Source organism: Bifidobacterium boum (assembly GCF_000741535.1).
Classification (GTDB): Bacteria; Actinomycetota; Actinomycetes; order Actinomycetales; family Bifidobacteriaceae; genus Bifidobacterium; species Bifidobacterium boum.
Window position 1 is genome coordinate 377,722 of the sequence record NZ_JGYQ01000007.1, and the last position, 24,775, is coordinate 402,496.

Annotated in this window: 18 protein-coding genes; 4 read left to right on the top strand and 14 right to left on the bottom strand. The window is 60.3% G+C overall.

Going from position 1 to position 24,775, the window contains the following annotated elements:
* Positions 1 to 5: 5 nt before the first annotated feature.
* Both BBOU_RS03010 and BBOU_RS03015 read right to left on the bottom strand, forming a co-directional pair.
* The gene (locus BBOU_RS03010; RefSeq protein ID WP_026502711.1) at positions 6 to 197 is read right to left on the bottom strand and encodes a hypothetical protein; all 192 of its coding nucleotides are present in this window, start codon (positions 195 to 197) and stop codon (positions 6 to 8) included.
* Between the two features lie 228 nt (positions 198 to 425).
* A complete protein-coding gene (locus tag BBOU_RS03015) occupies positions 426 to 818 on the bottom strand; it encodes a polysaccharide deacetylase family protein (protein ID WP_026502712.1) in 393 nt (130 codons plus the stop codon).
* A gap of 445 nt (positions 819 to 1,263) precedes the next feature.
* Between BBOU_RS03015 and BBOU_RS03020 the strand changes: the two genes are divergently transcribed.
* Positions 1,264 to 2,922, top strand: a complete 1,659-nt coding sequence (locus tag BBOU_RS03020; RefSeq protein ID WP_081815486.1) for an MATE family efflux transporter — start codon at positions 1,264 to 1,266, stop codon at positions 2,920 to 2,922.
* Positions 2,923 to 3,692: 770 nt separating this feature from the next.
* Positions 3,693 to 4,784 (top strand): 3'-5' exonuclease, encoded by a 1,092-nt coding sequence (locus tag BBOU_RS08825; RefSeq protein ID WP_051616676.1) that lies wholly within the window; start codon positions 3,693 to 3,695, stop codon positions 4,782 to 4,784.
* Positions 4,785 to 5,281: 497 nt separating this feature from the next.
* On the opposite strand, the gene BBOU_RS03030 is transcribed toward BBOU_RS08825, so the two are convergent.
* The 12 genes from BBOU_RS03030 to mraZ form a co-directional block, all read right to left on the bottom strand.
* The gene (locus tag BBOU_RS03030; protein WP_026502713.1) at positions 5,282 to 6,124 is read right to left on the bottom strand and encodes a cell division protein FtsQ/DivIB; all 843 of its coding nucleotides are present in this window, start codon (positions 6,122 to 6,124) and stop codon (positions 5,282 to 5,284) included.
* Between the two features lie 532 nt (positions 6,125 to 6,656).
* A complete protein-coding gene (gene murC, locus BBOU_RS03035; protein WP_033489973.1) occupies positions 6,657 to 8,213 on the bottom strand; it encodes a UDP-N-acetylmuramate--L-alanine ligase in 1,557 nt (518 codons plus the stop codon).
* A 105-nt stretch (positions 8,214 to 8,318) separates the two neighbouring features.
* Entirely contained in the window at positions 8,319 to 9,488 is a 1,170-nt protein-coding gene (locus tag BBOU_RS03040) for a UDP-N-acetylglucosamine--N-acetylmuramyl-(pentapeptide) pyrophosphoryl-undecaprenol N-acetylglucosamine transferase (RefSeq protein ID WP_033489891.1), read from the bottom strand.
* A 96-nt stretch (positions 9,489 to 9,584) separates the two neighbouring features.
* Positions 9,585 to 11,126, bottom strand: a complete 1,542-nt coding sequence (gene ftsW, locus BBOU_RS03045) for a putative lipid II flippase FtsW (protein WP_238551975.1) — start codon at positions 11,124 to 11,126, stop codon at positions 9,585 to 9,587.
* The gene (gene murD, locus BBOU_RS03050; RefSeq protein ID WP_026502717.1) at positions 11,113 to 12,528 is read right to left on the bottom strand and encodes a UDP-N-acetylmuramoyl-L-alanine--D-glutamate ligase; all 1,416 of its coding nucleotides are present in this window, start codon (positions 12,526 to 12,528) and stop codon (positions 11,113 to 11,115) included. The genes ftsW and murD overlap by 14 nt, the downstream gene beginning before the upstream one ends.
* A gap of 146 nt (positions 12,529 to 12,674) precedes the next feature.
* Positions 12,675 to 13,778: a phospho-N-acetylmuramoyl-pentapeptide-transferase gene (gene mraY / locus BBOU_RS03055; RefSeq protein ID WP_026502718.1), complete on the bottom strand. Its 1,104-nt coding sequence runs from the start codon at positions 13,776 to 13,778 to the stop codon at positions 12,675 to 12,677.
* 37 nt (positions 13,779 to 13,815) lie between these two features.
* Complete coding sequence (locus BBOU_RS03060; RefSeq protein ID WP_026502719.1) at positions 13,816 to 15,303, bottom strand: UDP-N-acetylmuramoyl-tripeptide--D-alanyl-D-alanine ligase; 1,488 nt, start codon at positions 15,301 to 15,303, stop codon at positions 13,816 to 13,818.
* A 119-nt stretch (positions 15,304 to 15,422) separates the two neighbouring features.
* Entirely contained in the window at positions 15,423 to 16,316 is an 894-nt protein-coding gene (locus BBOU_RS03065; RefSeq protein WP_026502720.1) for a hypothetical protein, read from the bottom strand.
* Positions 16,317 to 16,386: 70 nt separating this feature from the next.
* Entirely contained in the window at positions 16,387 to 18,183 is a 1,797-nt protein-coding gene (locus BBOU_RS03070; protein ID WP_026502721.1) for a peptidoglycan D,D-transpeptidase FtsI family protein, read from the bottom strand.
* A gap of 1 nt (position 18,184) precedes the next feature.
* Positions 18,185 to 18,646: a cell division protein FtsL gene (gene ftsL, locus BBOU_RS03075; RefSeq protein WP_026502722.1), complete on the bottom strand. Its 462-nt coding sequence runs from the start codon at positions 18,644 to 18,646 to the stop codon at positions 18,185 to 18,187.
* Positions 18,646 to 19,728: a 16S rRNA (cytosine(1402)-N(4))-methyltransferase RsmH gene (gene rsmH, locus BBOU_RS03080; RefSeq protein WP_051616677.1), complete on the bottom strand. Its 1,083-nt coding sequence runs from the start codon at positions 19,726 to 19,728 to the stop codon at positions 18,646 to 18,648. Before rsmH ends, ftsL begins: the two co-directional genes overlap by 1 nt.
* 7 nt (positions 19,729 to 19,735) lie before the next feature.
* Positions 19,736 to 20,242 carry a division/cell wall cluster transcriptional repressor MraZ gene (gene mraZ / locus BBOU_RS03085; protein ID WP_033489968.1) on the bottom strand — a complete coding sequence of 169 codons (507 nt, stop codon included), beginning with the start codon at positions 20,240 to 20,242 and terminating at the stop codon, positions 19,736 to 19,738.
* Positions 20,243 to 21,248: 1,006 nt separating this feature from the next.
* On the opposite strand from mraZ, the gene BBOU_RS03090 reads away from it, so the two are divergent.
* Together BBOU_RS03090 and serA are read left to right on the top strand one after the other, a co-directional pair.
* Positions 21,249 to 23,528 carry a HelD family protein gene (locus BBOU_RS03090; RefSeq protein ID WP_026502724.1) on the top strand — a complete coding sequence of 760 codons (2,280 nt, stop codon included), beginning with the start codon at positions 21,249 to 21,251 and terminating at the stop codon, positions 23,526 to 23,528.
* Between the two features lie 9 nt (positions 23,529 to 23,537).
* Positions 23,538 to 24,743, top strand: a complete 1,206-nt coding sequence (serA, locus tag BBOU_RS03095; protein ID WP_026502725.1) for a phosphoglycerate dehydrogenase — start codon at positions 23,538 to 23,540, stop codon at positions 24,741 to 24,743.
* The last annotated feature ends 32 nt before the right edge of the window (positions 24,744 to 24,775 follow it).

Here is a 24,775-nt window from a genome sequence, read left to right on the forward strand (position 1 = left end):
CCCATTTACGGGCCTGCCCTTCCAATCGGTCGTCGTGTCCGGTGCCGGGTCGTCGTGCGGCCCCCAACATCAACAGGCAACTGCGTTTGCCGTTGCATCGCACCCTGCGCCTGCGTGACCTCCTGCTGCGTGGTATCGGTGTTGATGGTGTCGGTGTCGGTGGTGTCGGTGTTGGTGGTGTCGGTGTTGTCAGACATCCGTGCCTCTTCCTATCTTGCTGCCCATGCGGGCGCCCATCCGGCGGTCGTGCGGCACCGGTTTTCATGGCCGGCCATGGAATCGCACCATGACACGCGGCAGAGGGAGTATCGCAGCAATCAATTATGGAATCCGCGTGTAGGACGCTAGCCCCGGTCAAAAACACGAACCCCCGCAGAATCTGCGGGGTTGATAATAGAAAAACCGCCCGAAGGCGGCTTTGATGCTTAGAACACCACTTCTTTCGCTTGTTCTGGAGTCAATCCGAGATCAGTTGTGAAATTGCATGGAGTGCCACGCCGGATGCAACGCTCAATGATATTGCACGCGGCCTCCGTATATCTGGGTATTTCAATAGCCGTATCAATCCTCTTACCGAACTTTTTCTCATACTCGCGGCACAGACTGATGTATCTTGCGGCGACGCCATCGCCGTCAGACAATCCTAAATCGGTCGTGAAATTGCATGGAGTGCCACGCCGGATGCAACGCTCAATCATGTCACAGGCGGCCTTGGTGTAACTGTCTATCCCGATGCAGTTGTATATACGCTCGCCAAACTTCTGCTCGTACTCTCGGCACAGCCTAAGATATCTAGCAGCGACACTGTTATCAACCATCACAGGGCCTCCTTCAACATCGTTTCGAATATTGTACAAGAGTCGGGGAACCACTCAAGTGCAGTACTCCATGCTTGATGCGTTGAGATGCAGGCTGCAAAAAAATCGGCAAAAGCCTCGTCAGCAAGATGTTGCCCAGCCAAAACCCAATAGCCTTTAGCACCATGTACCCACATCCGTCTCGTACTCTGCCGAATGTGGCGCCATTCATGATATCGGATGCGGCAATTGCAGTGTCGGATGGCATGGATGACAGGCGCGCAGCGAGAGGCTTCCTTGCATTACTTCGTCGAATATTCACCTGCACGCCAATCGTCACAAAGTCAATTCCCCACCCTCCCCTGTCTACAGCCGGCGTTACGTATGGACTATCCGGTTTCTCACCGGCCGACCGCTCACCGCCCTGCCACGCGGCTGCGGCTATCCCCCAAGGAGAGAACGAAGCATGGCACACGCCAGCAATACTCGGCACCATACCGCAGCAGCAATCGGCCCCGACCACACGACCAGCCCGGTCAGCCCCGACCGCACGACCAGCACGGTCGGGCAAGTCAGCGCTACCCACCCAGTCGAGCCAGTCAGCACGACCCGCACAACGAAACCCATCGACACGAAACCAACCAATACGAAGCCAGCCAATACGAAGCCAACCGGCACGGACGCCAACACTGGCGTCCATACCGAACCGACGCACACGACCGACCAAGCACATCCGCAGAATCCAGAGCAGCCCGCGCCATCCCGCGCACACTCCAACACCGGCAACCTGACCCACGGACCGCTGATCCCCGCCATGCTGCGCTTCTCCATCCCCTACCTCATCACCTGCTTCCTGCAAAGCTGCTACGAGCTGGTAGACCTGCTCATCGTCGGCAGATTCAACGGCGCGGATTCCGTATCCGCCGTATCCACCGGCAGCCAGATGACCCACCTGGTGACCGTCACCATCGTCGGCCTGACCACAGGCGTCACCGTGACCATCAGCCACGCGATCGGCGCCAAGCGCATGGACAAGGTGCAACGCCAAATCGGGCAATCCATCCGACTGTTCGCCCTCGTCGCCATCATCGCCACCATCATCCTCGCCATATGCGCCGACCCGCTGCTGCGACTCCTGGCAACACCGCCGGAAGCCTTCAGCCAGGCACACGATTACGTGACCATATGCTTCCTCGGTACTCCCTTCATCGTCGCATACAACGTGATCAGCGCGATATTCCGCGGATTCGGCGACTCACGGCACCCGATGTACTTCGTCGCCCTCTCCGGACTGCTGAATGTGGGGCTCGACCTCGCGTTCATCGGTGGCGCGCACATGCAAGCCGCCGGAGCCGCGCTCGCCACAGTCATCTCCCAAGCGTTCTCGGTCGCCGCCGCGCTCGTCTACCTGAAAATCGCGAACAGCGGCATTCGGTTGCGCACGACTGATCTCGCTTACGACTGGGCAGGCACTCGGCAAATCCTGACCATCGGCACGCCAATCGCTCTTCAAGAACTGTGCATCCAAGTCTCGTTTATCGTCATCACCGCAATCGCTAACGGCCGCGGGCTGGAAATCTCCGCTTCCGTCGGCATCGTTGAGAAAGTCATCTCCTTCCTCTTCCTCGTCCCCTCGGCAATGCTGTCCACCGTGTCAGTGGTCGCCGGGCAGAATGCGGGCGCGCGGCAACATTCGCGCAGTAAAACAGCGCTGCGATACGGCATCACCATGTGTGTGGCATACGGTGCAATCGTGTGCATCGCCAGCCAGATCTGGGGCGCCGATATCGTGCGAATCTTCTCCCCCGACGACGAAACGGTGGTCAGGTACGGGGCGCAATATTTGAGCAGTTACTCCTTCGACTGCATCTTGGCGGGCGTGCACTTCTGCTTCAGCGGATTCTTCAGCGCTTACGGCAAATCCATGTACACGTTCGCGCACAACATCATATCGGTGTTGGCAGTGCGCATTCCAGGCGCTTACGTCGCGTCCCTCTTGTGGCCGGGCAACCTGTTCCCGATGGGGTGTGCGGCGCCGCTCGGTTCGCTCCTGTCGATCCTGATTTGCGCGGCACTGTACTATTGGCGATTCAGCAAGCGGCACCCGGCTGCGCTGGCGGCATGACGGTTCGATCATGGTTGATTGTCGGGCGTGCCGATGTGCTGGCTGTCGTTGACTGCACGTGTTGATGAAGCGCACCGATGAGGACGGGGATGGGGGTGGTCGATGGTGACAGGAATGGTGACGAATCGAAGGGGACGGAGACGGGCGGGCCAAGAGCACAGGTTGACAACACAGGCGCGACCAATGTATCCCCTCCGTTTTGTGAGTTGTCGTTCACCCAGTGAGGGATATAACCCGCTCATCAGCCAGTTCTGTCCGCCGACGCGCCCCATTGTGCGAGCGAATCCTCACATAACACGGGGTCCAAAACCAGAATCAACCTCCTCGACCGCTCCAACCACCCACATTGTGAGCGAATCCTCACACAACACGGGTTCCGGATAAGAAATCCGTGCGTCCGACCGCCTCAACCACCCACTGTGTGAGCCAATCCTCACACAGAAGGGCACAGAAGGACATCAATCAGCGGATCCCGGGCCCCGCGAATCAGTGCGTAAGCCAATCCTCACCCGACGACTTGTGCGCGGGTGAGCATCGCGCATGCCACCACATGCGCAACGGGCCACATCAACACCCAGCCCAACCAACCCGCACAAACCTGCGGACCGGCGCCATGCATGCGACGACTCACACGACGACTGCCAACGCGCGGTGTCTGACTGGCACGCTACGGTGTAGTCGTTTGGCACAATTGGGTGCCTGGCGTCTCTGCCACAAGGTCGGCGGCAGTCGCGACGGGCAGCACAACATAACCGGAGGGGTGGTTACACGTGTCTGGTATTCATGCAGCACATCGTCATGGTCGTCATGCAGCAGCACACGGCCTGTCCACAGCTGATCCGATCGAGCAATTATGGTCATTCGTCGCAGCTGCGGGCAATGCCGACGCCATCGTGTTTGACACGGAAACAACAGGAATCGGCAACAATGCCCGAATCATCGAAATCGGTGCGCTGCTCATCGGCGATGGCAATACGCCCATCTATGAGTATGACCAGTTGATCCAGCCGCATGCCAAACTGTCGGCAGGCATCACCGAACTGACGGGCATCACTGATGCCGACCTTGCCGACCAACCTGACGCCGGATTCGTCATCCCCCAGTTCCTGACCGCAATCCGACCGCTATTGCTCATCGGACATAACGTATCGTTCGATATCAGGATGCTGAATATCGAGGGCGGCCTACTGGGCTGCCGTGAAGTCTCCAACGATTATCTCGACACGATGACCATATCCCACCGCATGTTCCCCAACGCCCCCAGCCGCTCGTTGCAAGAAGTAATGCGACTGCTCGGCATCAATGAAATCGAAGAGCATCGCGCAATCTCGGATGCCCGGCAGACATGGCAGTGTTTCCAACAGCTCAAACACATGAATCATCCGGTGGTGCTGTCCGGCGATGAGGCCGAGCAATCACGACGTCGCCATGCCGCAACGAAGCGACGCCGCACCAATGCCTACATGCGCAGCTCGTATTTAAGCAACCGGGACACCACTCCGGTCAACGCCAAACCTGACGGCATGGTGATCGACCAGATGGTGTGCGGCGTCACCATTTCCGGCGACACCGCGCATCAGGATGTACTCAGCCGATACGGGTATGACGCGTGGCTGTGGGTGACAGCCAGCCATGGCATCATTGAATCCGGCAAGAACGCCGGGCATCCGACGCTGTGCGTTGCGCTTGACGGTGTTGAAATCGGGCGGATTCCCGCGCTCCAGGAAGAACGGCATCGCGGTCAGGTCCCGCCACAAGGCGCGGTGATGGTGGCGCACATCCCCAATACAAAGGCCGACCGGGAAAGCGGGATATACCGTCTGCGGCTCCAGATGCCCGCCGAAAACGACCGGGAGGACTGAACTGGTCCGGCCGGCGGTCTGGCTGGTCTGAACATCCTGGCTGGCTGAACTTGCTGTATTTGCCGAATCACCTACCACCGAATCGGTGGGTTGCGTACGCCAATCCATGCGCAGCCGTCTGTCCATTACACATGCCGCATCAATCTGGTGTACCGATGAGCAAGCCGCGTATGGCTTCACATACACAACGTGCCATATCCTCACAAAACCAGAATCTCCGGCAAGAGTAATGGCAAGTTGCGTATGTCCCCGCATACGAGACTCGTGACATGCTCGTTAGACCGGCCCGCACATGTCGTCAAACGGTACGTTGCGTATGCCGCCGCATACACACCCGCCATATCCTCACAAAACCGGCCTGTCTCCTAGGATTACGGCACATCCTGTATGCCGCCACATACGCAAGCCCGCACAAGCCAGCAACTCCCACGGAACCGGTATGAACCACATCAACGCTCGAACCAGCGCGCACGCGCCACCAACCGCCAAGCCCACGCCTACTTGATGATCGGCCGCAACGGCGCCGAAACATCCACGGAATGCTTGTCGCCGATCACGTTCGGATCGTTGATGATCTTATCGACCACGGCTTTTTTGAGCTTCATCTGCGAGGCGTCTCCCCAGATAATGGAGAAGTTGCCGTTGTCGAGTTCGGTGGTGATGGAATCCTGCGTTTGCGCGGTGACTTTGTTCACTCGCGCGCGCATGGCGGTGGACAGCGAGTCCAGCACTTTGATGGCTGTCACTACGGACCGGCTTTTCAGCCCTTTGGCCACGTCGTCGACTTCGATGACGGGAATCCCCGCTGTTGACGCGTTTTTCACCGAGTTGAGGATGCGTCCTTTGCCGTCGACCGCGGTGAGTGAGCCGTCCGGTGTTTTCAGCATGGCGGCCGGCTCTTGCGCACTGATTTGGACTTGCATCCCGTTGGGGTATTGTTTGGTTGCGGTCGCTTTGCTGACGCCCGGAATGCCGGCGAGCTGGGTTTCGACATCATGCGTGGATACGAGCAGCAGGGATTTGCCGGCTTGTGCGGATGCGATGGATTCGACTTTACTCGAGCTGACCCACTCGTTGGCACCGCTGACGGTGATCTGGTCGGCGTTGAGCATGAGCATCGGCGAGAAGAACAGCGCCCACACGACACCTACGACGGCGGCGATGGATACGACGAGAATCGTCACACGTTTGATGGCCATGAGGATGGTCGCGTGTCTGCGCTCTTTGACTCGCTCGTTGAAATCCACGACTTTCGGACGCGCCGCCACACCTAGCGGACCGGTGGTTTCCTTGAGTGTTTTGGTGACGAAGTCCTCGCTGCGTAAGGTTCGTGCGTCCACAAATCCGGTTGCTCTGGATACTGAGCGTGAGGAGGTTGAGGCACCGCGCTCCGAAGCGGCGGCAGCGGAAACCCCGCTTGCCGACCGACTGCCGGCGACTCGCGGCGACGTGTCGGATTTCCGGCCTCTTACAGAGGAAAGAGTATTACGTCCCGTCCGGCGCGCTTGTTTTCCTGAAGCTGTTGCAGATGGTCTTCCCAGCGTTTTCCTTGCGGGTTTCCCCGCCATATTCCGGCGAATGGTCTCGGACGCTTGCCCCGGTTCGGTTTGTCGGGACGCACCGGCGTCGGCACGCGAGCCGACAACACGACCGGATACGGCGCGACCGGAACTTTGCCGCCTTGACACCGGACGGGCCGATGAGGCGTCACGGGCGCTGTCCAGCGGCGTATCCGATACCGCATTCGACCGGGCTGACAGGCTATCGGCATGCCCCGCCCCGGATCGCGCTGACCGCCCGATCCCGCGGCGTCGCCCGTCATCACGGGGCCCGTCACCGTTTTGCCTGCTTCGTGCCACGCGTCCTGGCATGTCAGCCCTCGCAGTTCTCGCGGTGGGCTTCCAGCGCGTGCAGCAGCACTGGCCCCATGGCAGTGATATCGCCGGCGCCTACAGTGAAGACCACGTCACCATGGTGGGCGCGCATCGCCATCATGAGGGCGGCGGTATGCATATCGTCGACCGCTCGAATCCAGTCCGCCGGCTCGTGTTCGATACCTTGCGCGGCGTCCACGATGGTCTGCGCGGTGATATCTGGGAAATCCTCCTGCTTTTCACGTGCCGGATAAATGCCAGTGACGATCACATCGTCCGCGAGCGCGAGCGCTTGGGCGAATTCGCGTGCGAAGAATTTGGTGCGTGAGAACAGGTGCGGTTGGAACAGGACGCGGATGGTGGCGTCTGGGTAGCGTCGGCGTGCGGCGTTGAGGAGCGCGGTGATTTCGGTGGGGTGGTGCGCGTAGTCGTCGACGACGGTGACTTGTTTTTCTTGTCCGCGTACTTGGAAGCGACGGGATGCGCCGAGGAAGCTGCCGGCTGCTTGGGCTGCGGTGTCAGGGTCCATGCCGAGCAGGGTGGCGGTGATGATGGCGGCGGTGGCGTTGCGGGCGTTGTGTATGCCGGGAATCTTGAGGCTGACGGGGATGGCGTGTTCGTCGCCGGTCAGGGTGGCAGGCATGTCGATGGTGAATTGTTCTTCCCCGTTGCCGGCGTGTTCGCTTTCTGAGGTGATGGTGACGATGGTGGCGTCGGCGGCTTGAGCGACGGCGTCGGTGATGAGTTGGCGGCTTTGGGTGGTGTAGATGACGGTGCGGTGCATGACGGCGTCGTCGAGGCCGCGTAGGACGTCGAGAGCGCCGGGGTCGTCGGCGGTCATGACGATGTAGTCGCGAGCGTGTGACGCGTAGGCGACAAAGGCTTCGCAGTAGTGGTCGGGGGTGCCGTAGTGGTCGAGGTGGTCGGCTTCGGCGTTGGTGATGATGGCGATGGCGGGACGGTATTTGGCGAAGCTGCCGTCGGATTCGTCGGCTTCGGCGACGAGGACGCGGCCTGCTCCGGCGTGTCCGCCGTCGAGGGTTTGCCCGTCGGGGCCTTGGATGGTGCCGCCGATGGCGTAACTGGGGTCGGCGAGATCGTCGGTGCCGGCGTGGACGAGGATGTGTGATAGCAGTGAGCTGGTGGTGGTTTTGCCGTGTGCTCCGGCGACGGCGACCGCATCATGATGGTTCATGAGCAGGGCAAGGATGTCGCTGCGGTGGACGATATGTGCACCATGTTCCGCTGCGGCGATGATTTCCGGGTTGTCTGGTTTGATGGCGCTGGAATATACCACTGTTGACGCGTCTCGAACATTGTCTGCCCGTTGACCGATTGCGACAGGAATGCCGAGCGTTTCGAGCCGTTCGGTTTTGGCGTTGTGTTCTCTGTCTGAACCGGTGACGTGGACGCCTTGCTCGTGGAGCATTTCGGCGAGGACGCTCATGCCTGCTCCCCCGATGCCGATGAAATGGGTGGTTCCCAGATCGTTGACGTGCTGGTCTTCGGTGAAGGCTGCGACGGTCGGATCAAGCACGATGGGCTCTGTATTCATGATGGAAGGCACTGCTTTCTCTTGGTTGCTGTCCCTGTCTGTATGGCCATTATGGCATGACGGCTTGTACACTGTCCGGCCTTGTGGCGTGGTGGTGTTGCGTGGTTATCCGCGTGTTTTGGCGAGGTTGAGGATGTGGCGGGCCATGATGTCGGCGGCGTCACGGATGCCGTACTGCCAGGCATGGTCGCCGAGTTCGTGCAAACGTTGCGGATTGTCGAGTAGTTCGGCGACGTGTCCACGTACCCATTCGGGGGTGAAATCGCTGTCATTGACGATGATTCCGCCGTCCGCGTCGACCACCGGTTGCGCATTGAACCGTTGTTCGCCGTTGCCGATCGGCAGGGGCACGTAGACGGCGGGCAAGCCGAGGGCGGTCAGTTCGCATACGGTGCCGGCGCCGGCCCTGCAAATCACGAGGTCGGCGCAGGCGAAGGCGAGGTCGATGCGTTCAAGGTATTGCGCGACGTGATAGTCGCCCTGTCCTGCGTGCGTGGGGTCGAGGTCGTTGATTGCGTCCGCCCCGGCGGTAGCTGTCACGTCCGTGGTGACTTGGTCGATTTTGCCTTTGCCGGTCAGGTGGATTACTTGCGAGCGTTTGAGCAGGTCGGCGGCGGCTCCGGCGACCGCCTTGTTCAAGCTCAACGCGCCGAGCGAGCCACCGGTGACGACGACCACCGGGCGGTCGGGATCGATGCCCAGCTGGGATGCGGCCTGCGCACGAACCGTCGGGTAATCGGTTCTGATGTTCGCCGCCAGGCGTGCGATGGACGGGCGCAACGGCAGGCCAACCCGCTCAATGGTGGTGGCGCTGCCGGGTTTCAAACCGGTGTGTTCGTATGCCGTGCCGATGAAGGACGCCCATTTCGCGCCGAGCTTGTTGGCCATGCCCGCGCGAGCGTTCTGCTCGTGGATCACTATGGGGATGCCCATCGCGCGGGCGACCGAATATACGGGGGCGGACGCGTACCCGCCGAAACCGACGACGACTTGCGCTCCGCGACGTTCCAGAATCGCACGCACTTTGCGTTTCTCACGGCTCCACCGCCATGGGAACGTGATCGCATCTTTGTTTGGCCGCCGCGGGAACGGGACTTTCTCCACGGTGTCCAGCTCGTAACCAGCTTGCGGGACCAGATCATGCTCCAAACCGACCGCCGTGCCGATGACGCTCAGTTTCGCGTCGGGTTCGAGCTTCTTGATCGCGTCTGCGACCGATAGGAGCGGGTTCACGTGTCCGGCGGTGCCGCCGCCTGCTAATACGATATTCGTCATGCTTGTGTCCACCTCGCGTATGCTTGGCTGATTAACCGTACAACCGGTATCAGTGTCGCCTTACCACTCTACCGCTACTCTTGGCTGGCGGCGGCGTCATGAGCTCAGTCTGTCGGTCGCCGTGGCGATTTGCGCTTGCTGGCGCATCATACTCATTGCCACACCTGCCGCTCCAAGGCACATGACCAGTGACGATCCGCCGGCGGAGACGAACGGCAGCGGCACGCCCATCACCGGCAGCAGGCCGATCACCACCATGATGTTGACCATCGCCTGGCCGAGGATCCATACTGCGATGCACATGAGCACCATCGCAGTGTACCTGTCGGTGGCTTGTAAGGCGACGCACAGCAGGCACCATCCGAGGATCACGAACAGCAGTACGATCATCACGGTGCCGACAAACCCGAGTTCTTCGCCGATAATCGCGAAGATGAAATCATTATGCGCTTCAGGCAAGTAGTTCCATTTTTCGCGTGAATTGCCAATACCTACGCCGAGGAATCCGCCGGAAGCGAGCGCATATTTCGCGTGCACGCTCTGATAGCAGGTGTCGGCGAAACCTGTGGCGGTACCGCACTTGGTGTATGCGGCGGTGACTCGGGCCAGACGGTTCGGACTTTGGATGATGAGAGCTGTTGACGCGACAACAGCGAGCATCACCATACTCCAGAACCATTTGCCTGGCATGCCGCCAAGGAGCAGGGCGATCACGCCGATGATGAGCACAATCATGGTTGTGCCCATATCTTTACCCAGCATCACGAGTGCGCAGCAGATGCCGAGCATGATGATGGGTACTGCGTAGGAGTTGTTGTTGCGTGTGTCGGCTGCCCGGCTTTTGGCGATGATCACTGCCAGCGGCATCCATATGCAGACGGCGAGTTTCATGAATTCCGCCGGCTGCACGGTGGTGAACCCGATGTTGATCCAGCCGCGGTTGCCGTTGATTTCAACGCCGATCGGTGTGAGGGTGAGCAGCTGCACGAACCATGAGATGATGAGAAGTATTCCGGATAACCCGCGGTATACGCGTGGCTGGATATGCGCGCCCAGGGCACACAGCAGCAGTCCCAACGCGCAGAACATCGCTTGGTTGGCGCCTTGTGACCATGGGCTCTTGTCGCTGGAAAGCATGGTGATCGAGGAGCTGGAGAACACCATGATGACGCCGACGAAGGTCAGGAACATGACCACGCCGACGAAGCAGTGGTAGCACCATAGCGGGTTGAACAGCATGCGGGCGCCCTGATAGCCGCCGCGTTTAGCCACGTCCAACACGGGTTTGGTCCGCTCATGATACCTGCCGTCATGCTGGACGATTTGTTTGATTGACAGGCTTTCTTTGGTTTGCTCCCACAGTTTGGAGAACCATGATTGTTGGGGGTTTTCCAAGGTTGGACGTCTGCGATTGGATTGCTTGGATTGTCGGGGCTGCTGGCCGCGGTTGCGTGAAGGCGTCGAACTTCGAGCCGATGCAGATCCGTCGCGCGTGGAAGCCGTGTTCCGGTCGGCGAGGATGTCGAAATCGTCGCGGGTGCGACGATTGCCGCCCTCAGCGCGTTGGGCGGGAAATACGGTTGATTGGGCTGTACGTCCCTTGGTTGTGGAGCGTGCCCGGTGTTCAGTGCTTGCCATGTGCGGCTACCCAACGTTGCGCGGCCGCAGCGAACTGGTCGCCGCGGTCAGCGTAGGAGCGGAATTGGTCCATGGAGGCGCATGCCGGCGCCATCAGTACGATGTTGCCGGGTTCGGCGTACGCTCCGGCGGCTTCGACAGCATGGTCCATCACATGGTCGCGGTCTGCCGGATCGATGAGTGTCACCGGAATGTCGGGCGCACTGGCGTGGAACGCGTCGATCATGGGCTGCTGGTCCACGCCGATGATGACTGCGGCTTTGATGGTGTTCTTCTGGTCGGCGATCAGATGCTCGAAGGTTGCGCCTTTGGCCAGGCCGCCGGCGATCCACACCACGGATTTCGGCGCGAAACTTGACAGTGAAGCATGGGCGGCGTGCGCGTTGGTGGCTTTGGAATCATCTACGAATCGGATGGTACCGCCATCCACGCTGGCGGAAGCGACGGTCTGGATGCGGTGGCCGCCAGGGGCGAAATCGCATAGCGCGCGGACCGCCTGCTCACGGTCGACGCCGAAGCCCAGCACCAGGGCGAGCGCGGTCATCGCGTCGGCGAGCAGATGGGGATATACGGTGCCGTCCGGCTCGCACAGGTGCTTCAAGTCGTTGATGTTCACCACTCGGCGTGCCGTTCCGACCGGTGCGCCGGCGACACCGCTGCGGTCCACGATCCAGCCATCCGCCACGCCGATCTGGCCGCTGTGGGGTTCGTGTAGCGTGAATCCGACGGTGAGGCATCCTGCGGCGGGTTTGGCGCTCTTAGCGAGCGCACTGACCCGCTGGTCATCAGCATTGTAGACGAGCGCCTTGCGTACCCTGTGGAACACTTTGCTTTTGTCGGCGGCGTAGTTGTCGATACCGCCGTGCCAGTCAAGATGGTCGTCGGCGATATTCGTGATGGTGGCGCATTCCAAGGCAAGGGAATCGGTGAAATGCAGTTGGAAGGAGCTCAGTTCGACGCACAGCACGTCATTTGCCGGATCGACGGCGGCGTGCGACACGGCTTTGCCAATGTTGCCTACGGCGGGCGCTTGCAGGCCGCACGCGCTCAGCATCGCCGAGGTCATTTCTGTGGTCGAGGTTTTGCCATTCGTGCCGGTGATACCGATCCATGGGGCGGGCTTGCCGGTGCGCGTAGTGTTGACACGCAGCCGCCACGCGAGCTCGACCTCGCTGTACACGGGGATATTGCGGCGTTGGGCTTCGAGGATGAACGGGGTGCGGGGGTTGAACACCGGGGAGGTCATCACCAGGTCGATCTGATTCCAATCCACGTCGTCGAAGGAGTGCAGATCGGCTTGCGGCTTGTGCTCGTCAACGCTGATCACACGCTTGGCACGGTGGTCCAGTACTTCGACGATGCTGCGGCCGGAGACACCGAGCCCTGCGACCAGTACGGTCATGCCCCCGAGCCGCTCATTGAAATCGCGTTCTCGCTCGTTTTCGGTCGCATTGTTCTCGTCGTTCATCATGTCATCTCTTTCTCCGCGCACCTGCGCGGCATTCGCTCCTGGTTGTTCCGGTTTCATGTGTGCCGGTTCCGCCGGTATTAGAGCAGCAATCCTGAACGCGTCACCCAATCACCGTAGAACAGCATGATCGCGGTCATGGTGAACAGCAGTTCAATCATCCAGAATCGTACGACGACTTTGCCTTCACTCCATCCGAGCAGTTCGAAATGATGGTGGATCGGCGCCATCTTGAACACGCGCTTATGGGTGAGTTTGAAGCAGCTGACCTGGATGATGTCGGACATGACTTCGATGACGAACAGGCCGCCCAGGATGATCGCCAGGAACTCGGTGTGCGTGGCGATCGACAAGGCTGAGAACAGGCCGCCCAAAGCGAGGGACCCGGTATCACCCATGAAGATGGTCGCCGGATTGGAGTTGTACCACAGGAAACCGAAGCAGGCGACAGCAGCGCATACGGCGATGATGGACAAGTCAAGCGGGTCGGATACCGCGTACGCGTACCCTTCATGCCCGGCGCCTTTGAGGTGGTACCACTCCCAGTAGGCGATGATCGCATACCCGGCGAACGCGATCATTGAGGAGCCGGACGCCAAACCGTCCAGGCCGTCGGTCAGGTTCACGGCGTTCGTCCACGCGGTCATCAGGAAGTTCACCCAGATGATGAACAGGATCATCGCCCCGACTTTGCCGGCGGATTCGAAGTTCCAAAACGGTTTCTCGATGAAACTCATGCCCGCTTGGGCGCTGGGGAAACCGGATTTGGTGGGGATGATCAGCGCGAGCACCGCGTAGCAAGTCGCGAAAATGAACTGGCCGATGAACTTGGCTCGCACCGAAAGCCCCAGATTCTGCTTCTTGCGGACTTTCGCGAAATCGTCAATGAAACCGAGCAACCCCATGGACACCATGGCGAACAGTACCAGTACCGCCGACCATGAGGGAGTCGCGCCGCCCGTGCAGAACCGGTAGAGCGCTGAAGCCCCCCAGCCAAGCACGATGGCCAGCACAATGATCAAGCCACCCATGGTCGGAGTGCCACGTTTGATTTGATGGGATTTCGGGCCGTCCTGACGAATGTACTGGCCGTAATGCAGTTTGTGTACCACGTCGATCAGCACCGGCGTGCCGAAGAACACGACCAGCAGCGAAACCAGAATGCCGATAATAAGCGAAATCACTGTCTACTCCACTTCATTCTTGTGCGCGTGCAGCACCTTATTTGGACCAACGTTCAGCAAGCGCGCTCAGCCCGGACATGTGCGAGCCTTTGAGCAGCACCACCGTGTCAGCATGGTCGGCCGCCGCAGACGCCACCAGCTTGTCGGCTTGCGCGGCATCATGCACCCAGTGTATCGAGACGCTGTCACGTCCCGATGTCGTCGCACGCTCCTGTGCGCCGTGATACACCGCTTCGGCAAGCGAGTCGAAATGCGTGTCCGTGGGGTTGCCTACCGCGATGATTTCGTCGATGCCCCGGTCAACCGTGTAGGCTCCGATCTGACGATGCTGTTCGCGTTCGCTTTCGCCGAGCTCAAGCATCGCGCCGAGCACAGCGACCCGGTACGGCTGCGTGCTGTCCTGCGCATGCCATGCGGCGAGACCGTCGAGACCGGCTTTCATGGAATCAGGGTTCGCGTTGAAACTGTCATCGATCAGCGTGAACTGTGCGCCGTCTCGTTCGACTTGGGAAACAGCCATGCGGTGGGCGCTGATACGGTTCACACGGCTCAACGCGCGGGCGGTCTGGTCAAGCGTCATACCGCATGCGCGGGCGACTGTAGCGGCGGCGAGCGCGTTGACCACGTTGTGTCGTCCGCTGATGCCAAGGGTGACGCGTGCGGCGGAACCGTCAGCGTCCACGAGGGTGAAGGACGGATGGTCGAGGTCGTCAAGGCTGATGGCTTGAGCCGTGGTTTTCGCTTCCGCGCCGGCGGGCCGGGTGTCGTCGAGACCGAACCATAGGACGCGTGCGGGGGCGATATCCGACATGGCTGCCACGTACGGGTCGCCGGCGTTGAGTACGGCGGTTCCTCCCGGGACCAGGCCGCGGATGATTTCGCTTTTCGCTTGGGCGATGCGTTCACGGGAACCGAACTCACCCAAGTGTGCTACGCCGACTTTCAGCACTACGGCGATATCAGGCGGGGCGATGTGGGTCAGGTGGGCGATTTCGCCGATGTGATTCGCGCCCATTTCAGCGATGAGGAAGCGCGTACGCTTGCCGACTTGCAGTGCGGTGAGCGGCAGGCCGATCTCATTGTTGAATGAGCCGACCGGGGCCACGGTGGGGCCGAGTTCGCTCAGCAGGGCGTGCAGCAGGTCTTTGGTTGTGGTTTTTCCGACTGATCCGGTGATGCCGATGATGGTGAAATCCCCGGCTGCTGCCCTGCGAGCGGCGAGATTGTATTGGGCGAGGCGTCCCAAAGCTTCGACTGAATCCTTGACGATGATTTGGGCGATGGGCGCTTCGACCGGGTGTTGCACGATCGCCGCCGCGGCGCCCTGACCGGCGACTTGGGCGACGAAATCATGGCCGTCGACGCGTTCGCCGGGAATCGCGACGAATATCGAATTGTCATGTGCTTGACGTGAATCGCTGACCACACTCGGTTCGAATGTTTCGTGTGGGCTTCGGGCGTGGGCCGGAATGTGCAATTCACCGCCCACTGCCTCGGCGACCTGGTCGAGTGTCACCGGCATCATGGCCGCTTCTGGTGTCATGTCTTGTTCCTCCTGATTGTTTGCCCCGTGGTGTCCCGTCGGCGGTTACCGTTGTCGTGGGGACGATTATACGGATGTGTCTGGCTTGCGGTGTCGTGAGTTTACTGCATCTCGTGGGATACTCTCAACGCGCTGCGGATATTGGATTTCCTCACGCCTGCCGCCATGACCATCGAGATGGCCAGGCTCAGCCTGGACGCCTCCCCCGTGCCGGCTCCCCTGTCAACCGCTTCGGCGGCGATGCTGTCGGTTTCCGCGTCACGTTGGCGGATGATATGGTCGCCGTCTTTCAGAGTGAACCCGTAGCGTTCAATCCAGTCGCGGAGTGTATCGGCTTGCGTCTGGGCGGTGAGCACGCCGGTGGAGCCGACGACATCCACGTTGGTGCTTTCCAGCGCGTGGTCGTCAAGCGTACCAGGTTCGAGTGCGATGATGATGGCTGCGGCGCCGTCTTCGGCGCAGACCGCCATGATGTGTTGGATGTCGTAGATGTTCAGCGGATAGGACAGGTTCAACTGTCGTTCCAGCGATGACGATCCGGCGGCGTTGATTTGTCCGATCGGGTTGCCGAGCATGTGCAGGAACGCCGCCAAACGGATGGTGCTGGCACGCACCTCGTCATCGTCGCGGCCGCCGACGGCGAACACGGCGAGCGGTTTTGACGGGTCGCCGGCAAGCGTGCTGGCGAGTTCCCCGATCTGCTGGGGGGTGGGGTCGGCCACGATGACGGGGTATCCCGCTTGTTCGGCAAGATCTCGAGACGCATGCGGGATGAGTGCGGCGTATGCGCCGTGCACATGGGCGATATGCAGGGTTTCAGCGTCAACATCCTGCAACGGGGTGAACAGGGATCCGGGTTTGATGGACTCGATGTCATCACTGAGCGACGTGATGGTCACACCGTCTGCGAATGCCGGGACAAGCTCGAAACCGAACCGTGTGCAGATGTCGCCCAGCGTCATCCGCAGGCCTACAGCCTCAGTCACCACACTCATCGGGTACCCCTTTCTGTCATCGTTCGTCGCGTACCGGCTTGACTGCCGTTCATGGCGCATGCGTTCTGCATTACCACGTCACCGGGATAGCATCGGTGCGTGGCGCGGAAGCCGGCACCTGATACTTCTGCATAAGGAATTCACCGATGGTTTTGAAGACCGGGCCGGCGGTCATACCACCGAACGTTCCTTCAGGGTCCTTGAGAATAACGGTGACTACGAATCGTGGATTATCGGCGGGGAGCACACCCACCCAGTCGGCGACGATCGATGTCAACGCGCCGTTTGCGCCCGGCACCTGCGCGGTACCGGTTTTCGCGGCGATCCGGTACCCGGGGATGCCTGTCTCGTTCTTGTAGTACTCGCCGACGGACTCCATCGCGTTGAGCATTTGGGCGGCGACTGATTCGTCGACGACGCGGGTTGCTTCCCCATGCTTGGCTGTCGTCGTATGTCCTTCGGCATCGGTGACGGATTTGATGATGTACTGCTGGTTTTTCACGCCTTTATTCGCGATCACAGCGATGGCGTTCGTGATTTGCAAGGCGTTGGTCGAGTAGCCTTGGCCGAACAGCACGGTGTTGCGGGTACGGCCGTCCCAACTGCTGGGAGGGGTCAGCCAGCCGCTTGATTCCGCAGGCAGGTTCATGCCGCTGGCCTGGCCGATGCCGAATTTTTTGATGAACTCGTAGCGTTCCTCATTGGTGTACTTGTCCGCCGCCATGATCATGCCGACGTTCGACGACTGCTGCAGGATGCCTGCGAGCGTCCAATTGCTGGTACCATGCTCATGCGAGTCCTTGTAATCCTGCCCGTCCACGGTGATGGTGCTCGGAACGCTGAACTGGTCGGTCATCTTATGCAAGCCGAGTTGCAGCATGCCCGCCATGGAGAACACTTTGCCGACCGAGCCGGGCTCGAAGGTCTCGGCGACAGCCCGTGATGCGCGTTGCATGGCTTCGGTGCTGCCCGCTTCAATCTGGTCGGAATCCTCGAGCGCGAGAATCGCCCCGGTTTGCACGTCCTGGACGACGGCGATACCCCAATCCGCATGGAATTGGTTGACGCCATCAGTCAGCGCTTTCTTGACGTACCAGTCCAGGTCCGCATCAATGGTGAGTTTGACATCCGAACCGTCGACTTCATCTTTCTTGTCGATTTGCGTGCCCGGTATCATCTGTCCGCCACCGCCCACCTGGTAGGTCACGCTGCCGTCGGTGCCGGTCAGGACCTTGTTTTCCATCTGCTCGATACCACCGACACCAGTGTTTTGCCCGTTGACGCCGCCGAGCAGCGATCCCATAAGCGTGCCGTTCGAATATTCACGGACGCTGGACAACCGTGCGTAGACACACCAACCGAGGTTGAGCTTGTCGAGCTTGCGTTTGACTTCCGGGGACACGTTCTTTTTCAAGACCACATACCGGGAGGTTGTGCTCAGCTGCGCGCCCAGGGTTTTCGCGTCAATGCCCAGAAGACCGGATATCAGACGTGCCACTGCGGCTGCCCCGGTGGTGCCGACCGGTTTGCCGTTGATGGAGTGGCAGTTCTTGGTTTTTTTCGCCGTGCAGTTCACTGGCTTGAACTGTTGGGCAAGGATCGCGTCACCGATGATATTGTACCGTTCCACACTTTGTGCCAGAACGGTTCCGTTCGTGTCTTCGATCTTGCCGCGATTCGCTTTGATGGTCATGCTGGCCGTGCGCGTGTCCGCCGCCGCCTGCGCATAGGTTTTCGCGTTGACCAGTTGCACATCCACGAGTCGGACGATGCACGTGGATGCGACCATGGCGAACACAAGCATCACCAAGACACTGCGAGCGCCGAACTCTCCGATCGCGTTGACCAGCCGTTTCCACAGGCGCATGTCACTTGCCCCCGTCGCTGGGCTGATAGCCGTTGAGATCGATGGTCACGGAATCCTGTTGGGCGACCATCCCCATGTCTTGCGCTTTCTGCGGCAGTGACGCTTGGAGGGAGTCGAGTTTGGTCTGATCGGACTGGATGTCCTGTTGCAACTGTTCGATATGGTTCTCAGTCTGGTTCGATTCGAACGAATTCGATGCCATTTGGGTGCGTAACCCGAGGGCGATCACCAGCGTCGCCACAAGAAACACCGAGGAGACGACGATTTGCAAGAATGGTGCGGTGCGTGACCTGGTCCATTCGAGGAACTGTTGGAGCCGGTCGCGTGAGGCACTTGCTTCAGCGCGCTCGTTCTTGACTACATGCAATGCCGGACGGGTGCTGCCTTCACGGGTGTCCTCGGCGCGTTCCGTGCGCTTGGCCGGAGTCGCGTTCGAATGTATTCTGCGTGCGGGAGCCGCCATTATCCTCTCCTCGTTCCATGCGTGCCATGGTCGTGATGTTGCCCGTGCTGTTGGTGGCCGGATCTGCGGTTACGGCCAACGCCTTCGCATCTCATGCGGTCGAAACGTTCCACCCACCGGTCGGGGATCGGCCGTGTGAGTTCCACGGCACGCAACCGGACGGATGCGGATCGTGGATTGTCGGCGATCTGCTGCTCGTCGGCTTTCACCGCACCCCTGGTGAGGGCGGTGAAGAACGGTTTGGCGTCGTCGGGAATGACCGGCAGTCCTGCGGGCGCGTCCGATTCCAGGCCGTAGCGCATGAAGCTTTTCACGGTTTTGTCTTCCAGCGAATGGTAGGACTCGACGACCAGCCTGCCGCCTACGGCAAGATGGTTCGCGGCTTGCGGCAGCGTGTGGGCGAGCTTGTCCAGTTCGCCGTTGACTTCGATGCGCAGGGCTTGGAATACGCGTTTCGCCGGGTTGCCCGCAGGACGGTGTGCTTTGGGAACCACACGGTCGACGAGCCGGTTCAATTGTCCTGACGTCTCAAACGGCGTGGCGGTCCGTTCGTCGACGATGGCGTGGGCGATTTGGCGTGCGAAACGCTCTTCGCCGTAGGTTTTGAAAATGTACGCAAGATCGTGTTCGCTGTATTGGGCGAGCACCTGTTGCGCGGTCAGATTCTGTGTGACGTCCATCCTCATGTCGAGCGGCGAGTCATGGGAGTAGGAGAAGCCGCGGTCGGTTTCGTCGATTTGCAGGCTGGACAATCCCAGATCCATGAACACCGCGTGGACGCGATGGATACCCAGGTCATGGAGTACACGATCGAACTCGTCAAAGGCGGCGTGCACCGGGGTGAAGCGGTCCCCGAGGCCTTCCTGGCGCATCCGCTGGGTCGCCATGCCCAGCGCTTCACGGTCTCGGTCGATACCGATCAGCCGCGCTCGTGGGGCGGCTTTGAGGAACGCGCACGCATGACCGGCCAAACCGAGCGTGCAGTCGACGACAATGCTTCCGGGCTGTTGGAGGGCGGGGGCGACGAGATCGACGCACTCGTCAAGCAGTACCGGCTGGTGGATGGTTGAAAAATCCGTCATAGCACACTCACCATTCCATCGTCGGCAGGACATCATTGGCGATATCGGAATAGCCCTGCTCGTTATCGGCCAAATACTGTTCCCAAGCCTGACGATTCCAGATTTCAGCGCGGGTCCCCACGCCGATGACCACGATATCGTCACCGAGTTTGGCGTAGTCGCGCAGCATTTGCGGCACCAGGACGCGACCTTGCTTGTCCGGGGTCTGGTCGACTGCGCCGGACAGGAAGACGCGAAGATACTCGCGGGCGGCTTTGTTGCCCAGCGACGTGCGTTGAATCTGCATGGCTACGCGACGAAACTCCGTCTGCGGGAACAGGTAGACGCAACGTTCCTGTCCGCGTGCCATAACCACGCCTGGCCCGAGCTGGGAGCGGAATTTCGCAGGCAACGCCATTCTGCCTTTCGCGTCGATTTTCGGGGCATACGTGCCCAGCAGCATGATTTCGTCGCCGGTGGCCGAGTTCGATGATGCGGCGGCCGGTGATGCTCCGATGCTTGCCGGCTGTGGCATCTGCCCGCCAATGATGGTTTGGACGACCGGCTGGGCGGCAGGCATCTGCCGGTCAGGTTGGCCGGCCTGCACGGACTGGAGCGGCTGGCCTGACTGCTGGTAGCCCTGTGGAGCGAACGCCGATGGCATGGGCTGCACAGGCTGGTTGACCAGAACCCATCCCTGCCGAGGATCGTAGACGTAAGCGGCCATGCCGGATTGCGGCTGTTGCGGGGCTACCGGCTGGGGAAACGGCTGCGCGGCCTGTGGAGATTGCGCGGCCTGTGCAGACTGTTGGCCGGTCGGATCCGCGGTGAACTGTGGTGTGAACGAGGTGGGAGGAACCGCGAAAACCGGTGGCTGGGGCTGCCCGGGCGCAGGCTGTGGAGCATCGGAGGGGATTTCGGGCTTGATATCGCTATCGCGCGTAGCCATAATTCCACCTCCTTTATCGTTATCGGACACACTCCACACAGCTGGTTCACCACTTTACCCCACGAATCCCCATTTTCCACCATGAGTACACAAAAACCTCACGCAAGCGGTCCGGTGCCGTTGATACCGCTCAAAAAGCGGTTCATATCCGGCGTTTCGCCCCTGGACAGGCGACAGCACCCGTCGGGAACATACCGCCCCAACCATGATGACACCACGCAAGTCAGATAAAAAGCGTACGAAATGGTGCATCAATGGTGAAACGAACCTGTATCGTATCGTTCATTGATGTTTTCATTGCAAATGTGGTGAATGAACGGTGAATCATCCCTATTCAATGGCGATGCAGCAATACCAGCCGATGCCCACCGTGTGAGGATTCGCTCACGCAACGACCGCCCGGACGGCTGAAATCAGCCCTCCGAACGATGCCGACCCCCACTGTTGTGAGGATTCGCTCACACACCGACCGCCCGGACGGCTGCCAAACGCATCAGCGCCGACATCTCCCGCACCTGCGCGAAAGACGTAGTTGCCTCGCGGTACACTGGAATGCCTGAATCGCAGCATCTGATATCGGAAACGGAACAGCATGACGACTTACTCCTCCCAGCTTCACGAGGAACAACGCGCAGTGACACGCGCCTATGACCGTCTGGACTCGCTACGCGACCAAGCCAAGGAACGGCTCGCCGCCGTACGCGCGGCCGGCTCACATGGCTCGCCGACGCAACGCACTGAACGCGATTCCTTCGCAACCATGTACGAAGACCGTCTGATGCAATTGCGCGCCGTTGAGGATCGGCTCGTGTTCGGTCGTCTCGATGACGTTCACGGCAAACGCCGATACATCGGCCGCATCGGCTTGTCCAGCGCCGAACATGAGCCGATCCTGACTGATTGGAGAGCCGAAGCCGCCCGGCCGTTCTACGAAGCGACCCCGTCGCATCATGGCGATATCGTCATGCGTCGCCATATCACCTTGCATTTCCGGGAAGTCACCGGCATCGAAGACGAAGTGCTTGACGTCCACTCCGATCAGGTCGGCAAAGCACAGGATGCCGGCACACTCACCGGGGAAGGCGCATTGCTCGCCTCCCTCAATTCGAAGCGCACCGGCAAAATGACCGACATCGTCGCCACCATCCAGGCCGAACAGGACCGTATCATCCGCGCGCCACTCGACCGGGTCGTCATCGTCCAAGGCGGCCCGGGAACCGGCAAAACCGCTGTCGCACTCCACCGTGCGGCATACCTGCTGTACACGCATCGCCGCAGGCTGCAGAATTCCGGCGTGCTGGTCATCGGCCCGAGTACCGGCTTCCTGCACTACATTGACCAGGTGCTCCCCTCGCTCGGTGAGACCGGCGTAGTCAGCCGGACCATCGCCGATCTGATTCCCGGCTTCGTCGCCTCGCACGAGGATGGCCCACGAACCGCGATGCTCAAAGGTGACTGGCGGATGCGGCATACCATCGAAAACGCCGTGGCCGCAAGGGAACGCATTCCTTCGCACCTGCCGGTCATCTCGCTCAACGGGTTCAAAGTGCCGATGCTGCGCGACGATTTCAATCAGGCGATCGCCGACGCCAAACGTACCCGCCAACCGCATAACAAGGCACGCGAAACCTTCGTGCGTGACATGCTTGCCACATTGCGCGACCGCTACGTCGAACAGTTGGATTACCAGCCGAACCAGGCGGAACTGTACGACATCCTCACCCAGCTGCGGATGAACGATCAGGTGCGTATCACGTTGAACAAGGCGTGGCTGCCGATGACCGGACCATGGCTGATCGACCAGTTGTTCGCCAAACCGCAGCAGCTCAAGCGTTTCGCCCCATGGCTGTCCGACGATGACGTCAACGCGCTGACCCGTCCCAAGGGATCGCCGCTGACCCGGTCCGACATCCCACTGCTTGACGAAGCCTTGGAACTGCTCGGCCCCGACCCCAAGCAGGCTGCCCGTCAGGCCGCCAAAGACGCCAAACGTGCCGAAGAGGAACAATTCGCCAAGGACACGCTCGCCCAAGCGGGCATCGGCTCGGGTATCGTAACCTCCCAAATGCTGCTGGACAACATCAACGGCGGCAGCGACGAACTCATCGCCCAGCATGCGGCGGCGGACCGTGAATGGACGTACGGGCATATCGTCGTCGACGAGGCGCAGGAACTGACCGCCATGGACTGGCGGATGCTAATCAGGCGATGCCCGTCACGCTCGTTCACCATCGTCGGCGACGTGGCACAGACCTCGGCGCTTGGCGGCACACGTTCATGGGCGAAAACCATGGACCGGCTGTTCGGCCCCGAACACTGGGACCTCAACGAGCTGACCATCGACTATCGCAACCCGCAGGAGGTTTCCGACCTCGCCTCCCGCTTCGCCGAGCATGAAGGCCTGTACGTTTCCACAGTCAAAGCGGTCCGCCATGTCGACGATTCCGTCCGGCGCATCCGCGTCGCCGACGAAACCGCGTTGAACGCCCGCGTCGCCGAGGAAACCCTTGCGCTTGCCGAGGAATACGTCGGTGATGACGGTACCGGCCGTATCGCCGTCATCGCCGCCTCCCAGCATGTCGCCGCACTACGCGACACCGTGACTGACAGGCTGCGCGAAAGCCTGCCCCGGGACCGTTTCACTCGTCTCAGCGAGCAGAACGCTTGGGACCGTCAGATCATGGTGTGCACGACCGAAGAGGTCAAGGGGCTGGAGTTCGACGCCGTAATCGTCGTCCAACCCGGCGAGATCGAGCAGAGCTCACCGGCGCGCCTGGTCGCCGCCGCCGACTTGTATGTCGCGATGACCCGGCCGACACAACGCCTGCTTATAGTGCGGACAGAAGATGACGAACGTCAACTTACGATTTAAGGTAGTAGTATGCCCAAAGCATTGTTATTAGAGAATATTCATCCGTTCGCGGCACAATCGCTGCGAGACCACGGTTTCGAGGTGGAAACGCTCAAGGGAGCCTTGAGCGAGGATGAGCTCATCGACGCTCTCGACGGCGTCGACGTGCTTGGCATCCGATCCAAGACCAACGTGACGCGCAAAGTAATCGACGCGAGGCCGAATCTCACCGCCATCGGCTGCTTCTGCATCGGCACCAACCAAGTGGATCTCGACTACGCGGGCAAGCGCGGTATCGCCGTATTCAACGCACCGTATTCGAACACCCGCTCGGTGGTTGAACTGGTCATCTGCGACATCATTTGCCTGATGCGTCGTATCCCCGCGCATACGCATCATATGAAGCATGGCGTGTGGGATAAGTCTGCCAGCGGCTCGCATGAGGTCCGCGGCAAGACGCTCGGCATCATCGGCTACGGCAATATCGGCTCTCAGCTGTCAGTGCTTGCCGAGGCGATGGGCATGCGCGTGCTGTTCTATGACATCGAGGAAAAACTCGCCATGGGCAATGCCAAGCGCATGTCGAGCCTTAATGACCTGCTTGAGCAGTCCGATGCGGTGACGCTGCATGTGGACGGTCGCAAGTCCAATACCGGGTTCTTCGGTGAGGAACAGTTCTCGCACATGAAGCAGGGCGCTATTTTCATCAACCTGTCCCGTGGATTCGTCGCCGACTTGGACGCGCTGAAACGTCACTTGGATTCCGGGCATCTTTCCGGAGCCGCTGTGGACGTGTTCCCCACGGAGCCGAAGAAGACCGGTGACCCGTTCGGCACGCCGCTGGCTGACGAAGACAATATGATTTTGACGCCGCACATCGGCGGTTCGACGCTTGAAGCGCAGGAATCGATCGGACACTTCGTTTCGCAGCGTTTGGAGGACTACTGGTATAAGGGTTCCACGATGCTGTCCGTGAATTTCCCACAGCTGACGCTTGGCGCGAACCGCGGCAACGTGCGTATCGCCCACCTGCATGCCAACCTGCCGGGCGTGCTGGGCAAGATGAACCACATTCTGGGCGAGGAAAACATCAATATTTCCGCTCAGTCGCTTGGCACGGAAGGCGAGTTGGGCTATGTGGTCACCGACGTGTCCGGCAAGCCCGATCAGGCGACGATCGATGCGCTGAGCCACATCGAAGGCACCATCCGCATGCGGGTGCTGTCCGGCGACTGATCCGCCAGCGGTCACGGATATACTAAACGGGC